This window comes from Arthrobacter sp., from assembly GCF_031179385.1.
Taxonomy (GTDB): domain Bacteria; phylum Actinomycetota; class Actinomycetes; order Actinomycetales; family Micrococcaceae; genus Arthrobacter_D.
Genome location: NZ_JAPSHV010000117.1, coordinates 1 through 7,827 on the forward strand (window position 1 = coordinate 1; position 7,827 = coordinate 7,827).

At 65.3% G+C, this 7,827-nt stretch carries 8 protein-coding genes; 2 read left to right on the top strand and 6 right to left on the bottom strand.

The genetic code is table 11. The features are described from left to right. Together RIF85_RS13240 and RIF85_RS13245 are read left to right on the top strand one after the other, a co-directional pair. On the top strand, positions 1-584 hold a 584-nt coding region (locus RIF85_RS13240; protein WP_375164854.1), incomplete at its 5' end, for a divalent metal cation transporter. Next, positions 581-1,366, top strand: coding sequence for a putative hydro-lyase (locus RIF85_RS13245; RefSeq protein WP_309072367.1), 786 nt, complete (start codon positions 581-583; stop codon positions 1,364-1,366). The genes RIF85_RS13240 and RIF85_RS13245, both read left to right, overlap by 4 nt. A 19-nt stretch (positions 1,367-1,385) precedes the next feature. Here the strand turns inward: RIF85_RS13245 and RIF85_RS13250 are convergent, their stop codons facing one another. The 6 genes from RIF85_RS13250 to RIF85_RS13275 form a co-directional block, all read right to left on the bottom strand. Beyond that, the gene (locus tag RIF85_RS13250; protein WP_309072368.1) at positions 1,386-2,060 is read right to left on the bottom strand and encodes a GntR family transcriptional regulator; all 675 of its coding nucleotides are present in this window, start codon (positions 2,058-2,060) and stop codon (positions 1,386-1,388) included. Between the two features lie 11 nt (positions 2,061-2,071). Then, complete coding sequence (locus tag RIF85_RS13255) at positions 2,072-3,829, bottom strand: biotin carboxylase N-terminal domain-containing protein (protein WP_309072369.1); 1,758 nt, start codon at positions 3,827-3,829, stop codon at positions 2,072-2,074. A gap of 11 nt (positions 3,830-3,840) precedes the next feature. After that, the gene (locus RIF85_RS13260; RefSeq protein WP_309072370.1) at positions 3,841-5,469 is read right to left on the bottom strand and encodes an urea amidolyase family protein; all 1,629 of its coding nucleotides are present in this window, start codon (positions 5,467-5,469) and stop codon (positions 3,841-3,843) included. Next, positions 5,466-6,224: a 5-oxoprolinase subunit PxpA gene (locus tag RIF85_RS13265; protein ID WP_309072371.1), complete on the bottom strand. Its 759-nt coding sequence runs from the start codon at positions 6,222-6,224 to the stop codon at positions 5,466-5,468. The genes RIF85_RS13260 and RIF85_RS13265 overlap by 4 nt, the downstream gene beginning before the upstream one ends. A gap of 453 nt (positions 6,225-6,677) precedes the next feature. Further along, positions 6,678-7,442, bottom strand: coding sequence for a YoaK family protein (locus RIF85_RS13270; RefSeq protein WP_309072372.1), 765 nt, complete (start codon positions 7,440-7,442; stop codon positions 6,678-6,680). A 130-nt stretch (positions 7,443-7,572) separates the two neighbouring features. Then, positions 7,573-7,827, bottom strand: a 255-nt coding sequence (locus RIF85_RS13275) for a flavin reductase family protein (protein WP_309072373.1), incomplete at its 5' end; no start/stop codon positions are given.

Sequence of the window (7,827 nt, forward strand, 5' to 3'; positions counted from 1 at the left end):
TGCTGGATTCGGGCGCCACCGGTGTGGAGCACGTCAAGGAAATCACGCGCAGCTCCGTGATCGGCATCATGGTCACCGGCCTGATGAGGGTGCTGTTGTTCCTGGCGATCCTCGGCGTTGTGGCCGGTGGCACCGTGCTGAGCAGCAACAATATGGCAGCCGAGGCCTTCGGTGCGGCCGCAGGTGAGATCGGTATGCGCATGTTCGGCATCGTGCTGTGGGCTGCTGCACTCACGTCGGTGATCGGTGCGTCGTTCACCTCGGTTTCCTTCATCACCTCCTCGAAGACCGCCGAGCGCAAGCGTAACCTCATCACAGTCGTCTTCATCGCTGCCTGCGCGATCGCATACATCTTCCTCGGGCAGGCGCCGCAGGAACTGCTGATCTTCGCCGGGGCGTTCAATGGGCTGATCCTGCCGGTCGGCTTCGGCGTACTCCTCTGGGTCGCCTGGCGGCGCCGGGACCTCATGAACGGCTACCACTACCCGAAGTGGCTGCTGATCGTCGGTGTCCTGACGTGGCTGCTCACGCTCTTCCTGGGCTGGAATTCGGTAATGGGACTGGCACGGCTGTGGGCGGCATGATTGATCGCGCCTTCGCAACTCCCGCTGCAGCAAGGGAGGCGTTCCGTAACGGACTGGTGGAGCCGACGTCGGGCTGGTCCCGCGGCTTCGCGCAGGCCAATGTGCTCGCCATCCCGCGCGAGCAGGCTTTCGACCTGCTCCTCTTCGCACAGCGCAATCCGAAGTCCTGCCCTATCCTGGGAGTGCTGGAGCCGGGAGAGACCACCGGCCCGTTGCTGGCGGGCGGGGACATCCGCACTGACGTCCCGAAATATACGGTGTACCGCGACGGCGAAAAGGTCGACGAACCCACTGACATCACCGGACACTGGCGCGATGACCTGGTGACCTTCCTGATCGGCTGCTCTTTCACGTTTGAGGCAGCCCTCCAGGACGAAGGCATCCGGATCGCGCACATAGACCAGGGGGTGAACGTGCCCATGTACCGGACAAACCGCGAGTGCACTCCTGCCGGTGCCATGTCGGGGCCTTTGGTGGTTTCGATGCGCCCTGTCCCTGCAGGCCAGGTGCCCGACGCTGTCCGCATCACCTCCCGCTATCCGGCTGTCCACGGTGCGCCTGTGCAGGTGGGCAACCCGGAGGAGCTGGGAATAACTGATCTCGGCGCCCCGGACTTTGGGGAAGCTGTTCAGGTTCCGGCCGGGCATCTGCCCGTGTTCTGGGCCTGCGGCGTTACTCCACAGGCGGCGGTGATGCGGTCACGCCCGCCGCTTGCTATCGGTCACGCGCCCGGCCACATGCTCATCACGGACGCCCGGGACAGCGACTATCTGGTGCCGTGAGCCCATGCCGTGGGAACCATCAAGAGGCTTCGCCGGTGAGATGCCCCAGGAGCTCCGCCTCGGCCGCGTCAAGGTAGCCGCGCAGTTCGGCAGCGGCCTTTTCGTTCTCCCCGGCGCGCAGACGCTTCACCAGTTGCGCGTTGCGGTCCACGTAGTGTGCGTGGAAATCCGGAGCTGAGGCCATCGCATGGAAGACGAGCCGCATCTCGGCGAGCACCCGCTCCATCAGCTCCCGCAGCGAATCGCTTCGGGTGAGGCCAACCACCGCTTCGTGAAACGCCTGGTTTGCGTCGGCCATCTCCACCACTGCTCCGGCGTCGCGCGCAGCTTGCGCCCGTCGAACAATGGCCTCCATCGCGTCAAGATCCTTGGCTGAGGGCTCCGACCACAGGACGGCCGAGGGCTCGATTGTCCTTCGGATCCGGTAGATTTCGCGCACCTCTTCAACCCCGGGGGACGCCACGAAAACGCCCCGGTTCGGGATCCGGGTCACGATCGATTCCCCGGCGAGCGTAGTGAACGCCTGCCGCAGGGTGTTCCGCGAAACTCCGAGCGCGGCCGACAGCGATTGCTCCGATAACTTCGACCCCGGCGTCAGCTGGCCCGCGGCGATCCGCGCCCGCAGCACGGAGGCAATCCACGCCGTCGTATGCGCGTGCTCAGCCGGCCCTGCTTCGTCCAATGCTAAATTCATCGCCTTCGATGCTAGCCCACGGGACTGACGACCTCGCCCAGGACCTCGCCGCGTGCCACGGCGGCGCCCGGCGCCTGGGTGCCCCGGCGGAAGGCGCCGGCTGACGATGCGGACACGACTGTTTCCATCTTCATCGCCTCCAACACGGCAACGGGCTGGTTGGCGGTCACCTGGGCGCCGTCCTCAACCAGCCACTTCACCAGGTTCCCGCCCATCGGGGCGGTGATCCTGCCATCTGCTGCAGCGCGGTCGGCTTCCATGTCCCCGCCGGAAGTCGGTATGACGGCACTCCCGCCGTTCATGAGCGCTGCGAATACTTGGGCGGGCAGCCCGAGTTGCACTGCTTTGCCGTCGATCTCCACGGTGAGGGTTTCCCGTCGCGCTACGGGACCGGTGAGCCCGCTCTCAAGCGAGACGGCGAGGCGTTCGGTGAATTCGGACTCGATCCAGGTGGTGTAGACACCGAGCCGGTCGGACCGGGTGAAATCCGGGTCACGAACGACCGTACGGTGGAATGGGATGACAGTGGGCACGCCCTCGACCCGGAGTTCGTCCAGGGCGATGCGTGCGCGGCGCAGTGCCTGCGCCCGGTCCTCGCCGTGCACGATCAGTTTGGCCATGAGGGAGTCATACTCGGCCGGGATGGTTGACCCGGACCGGACGCCCGTATCGACCCGGATTCCGGCCCCGGTGGGTGCCTCAAAGACCTCGACCGGCCCGGGAGAGGGCAGGAAGCCGCGGCCCGCGTCTTCGGCGTTGAGGCGGAACTCGATGGCGTGGCCGTGGGGAACCGGGTCTTCCGTGACGGACAGGGGCAGTCCGGCAGCGACGCGGAACTGCTCGCGTACCAGGTCGAGGCCGGACGTTTCCTCGGTCACAGGGTGCTCGACCTGCAGGCGTGTATTGACCTCGAGGAAGGAAATAACCCCGTCCGGTGCCACGAGGTACTCGACCGTGCCGGCACCGGTGTAACCGGCCTCGCGGCAGATCGCCCGGGCCGATTCATGGATACGGGTGCGCTGCTCATCGGTCAGGAACGGGGCGGGAGCCTCCTCGACAAGCTTCTGGTTGCGCCGCTGCAGCGAACAATCACGCGTTCCGGCGACGACGACGTTCCCGTGCGTATCCGCCAGCACCTGCGCCTCGACATGCCGGGGACGGTCCAGGAAGCGCTCCACAAAACACTCGCCCCGCCCAAAGGCAAGGGTTGCCTCGCGTACCGCGGAGTCGAAGGCGTCGTCGATGTCCTCAAAGCGGTAGGCAATTTTGAGCCCGCGGCCGCCACCACCGAAGGCGGCCTTGATGGCGACCGGGACGCCGTACTCTTGGGCGAAGGTGCGCACCTCTTCGGCGTCGGCTACCGGACCCGCTGAGCCGGGAACCAGGGGAGCGCCGGCGCGGACTGCGATCTCGCGGGCGGTGACCTTGTTCCCCAGGCTGCGGATGGCCTCCGGCGAAGGACCAATCCAGGTAAGACCGGCGTCAAGCACGGCCTGGGCAAAATCCGCGTTCTCCGAGAGGAAGCCGTAGCCGGGGTGTATGGCGTCGGCGCCCGCGCGGGTGGCGACGTTGAGCAGCTTGTCAATGTTCAGGTAGGTATCAGAGCTGGCGGAACCACTGAGGGCATGCGCTTCGTCGCTGAGGCGCACGTGCAGCGCATCGGCGTCGGGATCAGAGTACACCGCCACGGATTCCAACCCGGCGTCAGCGCAGGCGCGGACAATTCGAACAGCAATCTCGCCGCGGTTGGCAATCAGGACCTTCTTCATGGCTGGTTCCTTCACGGTTTTGGAGTAACTTCCGGCTGGAGCGTTTCGGGATCCACCTCGACGAAACGGATGGCGATGCCCGGGGGAAGCTGCGCGGCGGCCGGCAGGTCCTCGGGTACGACGACGCCGATCACCGGGTACCCGCCGGTAACCGGGTGGTCAGCCAGGAACAGGACAGGAAGGCCCGACGGCGGCACCTGCAGCGAGCCTGCGACCACGCCTTCGCTGGGCAGTTCCTCGGCGCTCGCCCGTTCCAGGGGCTGGCCGCCCTCGGCGGTTGCGAGTCGGACGCCGATGCGGTTGGATTCGGCGGTGACGGTCCAGGCCTGCTTTGTGAGCGCCGCGCGCGATTCAGGCGTGAACCAGTCCTGGCGTGGGCCGGCGGTAATCCGGAGGACAGCTGTTCCGCCGCCTTGCAGGACGGCCGGAGGCAGCGTGGAAGGTTCTGCAGCGCCGACTACCCGTCCACGCTCCACCTCCCGGACCGGCAGCATGGTGCCCTGCTCGAGGATGGCGGGACCGATGCCGGACATCAGGTCGGTTGCGCGGCTGCCGAGCACTGGCTCTACGTCGATCCCGCCGCGAACCGCGAGGTAGGTGCGCTGTCCGGCGTAGGGCAGGTCGAGCTGGAGGCTTTCGCCGTGGTGCAGCGCAAAGGGCGCGTACATAGGAGCGGGGCGATTGCCCCCGGGTCCCTTGATGAGCGCCGGCGCCGCTGCACCTGTCAGGGCGCCGGTTAATTCACCACGGGCGCGGACTGCCAGCCCTCCCAGGACGGTTTCGATGACGGCGTCTCCCGGCTCGTTCCCGACCAGGCGGTTCGCCTGGCGGGCGCTGGCGGTGTCGGCCGCACCGGACGCGGAGACGCCGAGGTCACCGAGCCCGGGCCGCCCGAGGTCCTGGATCAGTGACTGCGGTCCTGGCGTGACAACCTCAAGTGACGGGCCCGCCGGGGCGTCCGGGGAAACCGCGTTGCCACCGGGTTGTTCCTGGAGCTCGATCAGCTCGCGCACCGCCACGTACTGCACCGACATGCCGGGGCGGAGAAGGGCCGGCTGCTCGCGCTCGAGGTCCCACATGCGGGCTGACGTGCGGCCGATCAGCTGCCAGCCGCCAGGGGAACGGCGCGGATAAACGGCAGAGAAGTTGCCGGCCAGCGCGACCGATCCGGCCGGCACTGCCGTTCGCGGGCTGGTGCGGCGGGGCACATTGAGTACCTCGTTTTCGCCCACCAGGTAGGCAAACCCTGGCGCGAACCCCCCGAAAGCCGCCGTCCATAGCTGGCCGGTGTGGGCTTCGACTACGCCTTCGACGCCCAAACCTGTGAGTCGGCCTACTTCGGCAAGGTCGCCGCCGTCGTACACCACCTCAATCCGGACCGGATTGCCCGAGACCATGGCGTCTTTGGACTGCCTGGCGTCCAGGGTTGCGATGGCGGTGCGGGCCGCCCGGGCGTTGGTCCGGGAGTCGAAGACGACCAGGATGGTCCGGGCAGCTGCTATCGCCTCGACCTGCCCGGTCAGTGGGTGTTCCACCAGTTGGGCGTGCAGGGCCAGGACGGCGTCAAGCGACTCCACCTCGATGAGCAGGGCGCGCGGCCCGGACCACCGGATGTCGTCATGAGGGATACCAGGGCTCACACGAAGCTCCGGATGCCGACGCCGGCAGCCTCCAGTTCACGGCGGACTGCTGCGGACATCGCTACCGCCCCCTCGGTGTCGCCGTGCAGGCAGATGCTTTCGGCGGTCGTCTTGAAGGCAGAACCGTCACGGGCCACGATCGTACCTTCGGTGGCGAGACGGACCATGTTGGCGGCGACGGTGTCCTCATCGTGGAGGACTGCGCCGGCTTCGCGCCGGGAAACCAGCGTTCCGTCCGGGTTATAGGCCCGGTCCGCGAAAGCTTCAGCCACGCCGCGGAGCCCGGCCGCCTCGGCTTTCCTGAGAGCTACGGACCCTGGCAGGAGCAGCATCGGGAGGTCACTGCCGAAGGCCTTCACGGCGTCGACCACGGCCTTCGCCTGAACGTCGTGGGTGACGATCGTGTTGTAGAGGGCGCCGTGCGGTTTTACATAGCGAATGGTGCCGCCGGCTGCGCGGGCAATAGCCTCCAGTGCGCCAACTTGGTACAGGACGTCGTCGGCCAGTTCCGTGGGAGAGCAGTCGATGAATCGGCGTCCGAAGCCGGCAAGGTCCCGGTAGCCCACATGCGCGCCGATGGTGACGCCGGCGGCGACGGCATCACGACAGGTCTGCGCGATGGTCGATGGATCGCCGGCGTGGAAGCCACAGGCAACATTTGCGCTAGAGACTGAGCGGAAGATGGCGGCGTCGTCGCCCATTGTCCAATTACCAAACGACTCGCCGACGTCGCTGTTGAGGTCGATGAAAGCCATAGTGATCCCCGTCTCGTTTAGGTGACCCCTTCAGCATGCCCGAAATTCGAGGATTGTTCAACAATGCATGGGTTCCCTTGCCGCGCACGGACTGCGGCAGCAGGGTGCTGGTTGTATGCGGCTGCGGCAATCTGGCATGTCCGGGACTCGCACGACGACAGCCGCCCCAACATGCTCGCAGGATCGTTTCCCCACTGCTTCTGCAGTCCAGCAAGGAGCCCTATGTCAGGTTGGGGTGTGCTCTAAGCGGAGGATATTCCGCCGGTCTGCCAGGTTCCGGTCTTAACGAGTTCAGCGGTAACGGTATGGGCTCTACCAAACGAACGAGGCCCCAACAGTGATCGAAAAGGCAGGAACGGTCGCAGTCGAATACGCTTCAACTTGCCCTTACCGGAGGCTACTGGCTTCGCTTGGTGGAGGCCACCCGTTCTTTGCCTCTTCGGCGCCTCCCGCTCAGGTAGATAGACGGGAACGATGAATCCGGGCTCCCCATTGCCCTAGCAATGCCACAACAACTATCAGGGTTCCGGAAACGATCAAAGCAGGGCCGGCTCCGGCGCCGGCAAGCAGCGCGCCAAGAGCCGCCCCAAGAAGAAGCACAACAATCGCAGCACTTCTCCTGTTCAGCAATCCCTTGTGCCCCGTTACGAGGAAAAGCTCACCCGACAACGCGGTTAAGGTGGAGGTGACGACCACGGTTGTCATTTCCCGTACCGCGAGCTTTCGGGCTACGCATGCCTGAATTCCCATAGCAGCTGCCGCCAATGAAGAGATGATCACTCGGACGTCGGTGGTGAGGTTAATATCGACCAGGGAGGCTAGGGCCCCGACGGAGCAAAGAAGGAGCCCTGCGACAAGCAGCAGCACCGTGATGGGCAGGCTCCATTCCGCAGATCGTTTTCTCAGTACCAGCCCGGTCACCGCGGCGCCGAATGAGAAACACACCATCGCTGTCAGAGGACCTAGCACTGGAAGGCCATCTGCTCCCGCCATGGCCATGCCCAGTATCACCACGTTCCCCGTCATGTTTCCGATGAAGACGTGGTCAAGGGCGAGATAGCCGACTGCATCGACGATCCCAGTCCCAAAAGTCAGGACCATTAGGAGCCCAAGCAACTGCACATTCCAGCGCTTCTCGGCCAGGACCTGTGCTTCGTCTGCTTGATTACCAAGTCCGGCACTGGGTGCGGCAGGTGGGGTATGTAGGGATGTGGTCATTTTGAAATCTCCTGAATGATTCTGAAGGGCTGCAGCCTGGCGGGAGGTGTCACCGTCGCTAATTGTCCAAAGAACTCTGGACAATTACGCCGTTAGTTCGGCTTGCTGCCTTGCATTCTTGGCACGGCGCTCAGCCTTCAAGCTTGGAATCTTCGCCCAGACGGTGCCATGAACGGTTGTGGTAGACCAGAGCGTCGCCGGGTTCACCCGCTTGGACGTCACGCATCACGCGGGACTCCAGGGCGTGAACGGCGATGATTGTGGAGGTCCCCATCTCCATGCGATTGATGACGGCGCAGCGCACCCAGGCGCGGACATCGTCATACACCGCTTCGCCGGTTGCAAGGGCCGACCAGCGGTGCGTCTGGTCAAAGCGGTCGGCGCC

Bases quoted from the DNA above. Each gene is read 5' to 3' on its own strand.
- RIF85_RS13255 (WP_309072369.1), bottom strand. From the start codon at position 3,829: ATGAAGAAGGTCCTGATTGCCAACCGCGGCGAGATTGCTGTTCGAATT.
- RIF85_RS13265 (WP_309072371.1), bottom strand. From the start codon at position 6,224: ATGGCTTTCATCGACCTCAACAGCGACGTCGGCGAGTCGTTTGGTAAT.
- RIF85_RS13270 (WP_309072372.1), bottom strand. From the start codon at position 7,442: ATGACCACATCCCTACATACCCCACCTGCCGCACCCAGTGCCGGACTT.
- RIF85_RS13245 (WP_309072367.1), top strand. From the start codon at position 581: ATGATTGATCGCGCCTTCGCAACTCCCGCTGCAGCAAGGGAGGCGTTC.
- RIF85_RS13250 (WP_309072368.1), bottom strand. From the start codon at position 2,060: ATGAATTTAGCATTGGACGAAGCAGGGCCGGCTGAGCACGCGCATACG.